Annotated in this window: 1 protein-coding gene; it reads left to right on the forward strand. The window is 37.1% G+C overall.

The genetic code is table 11. The annotated features are described in order from the left end of the window. On the forward strand, positions 1 to 326 hold a 326-nt coding region (locus ACFRAE_RS17820; RefSeq protein ID WP_422798521.1), incomplete at both ends, for a transposase.

Below are 326 nucleotides of genomic sequence, written 5' to 3' on the forward strand. Positions count from 1 at the left end.
CAAACGGATTTCACTTACTTCAAAATCATTGGTTGGGGATATTATTACCTCAGTACGATTTTGGATGATTACAGTCGCTATATCATTCACTGGGAATTATGCAGTACTATGAAAGCGCAAGATGTAAAGAGAACTGTAGATAAGGCGATTATTAAAGCAAAGCTGAAGACCAAAACAAAACCAAAATTACTCTCTGATAACGGTGCTTGTTACGTATCTACCGAGTTGGGAAAATACCTGAATGATGAATTAAATATGAAACAAGTTCATGGTAAACCAGGACATCCGCAAACGCAAGGTAAGATTGAACGCTATCATCGAACGAT

The organism is Sphingobacterium sp. HJSM2_6, from assembly GCF_049316305.1.
Classification (GTDB): Bacteria; Bacteroidota; Bacteroidia; order Sphingobacteriales; family Sphingobacteriaceae; genus Sphingobacterium.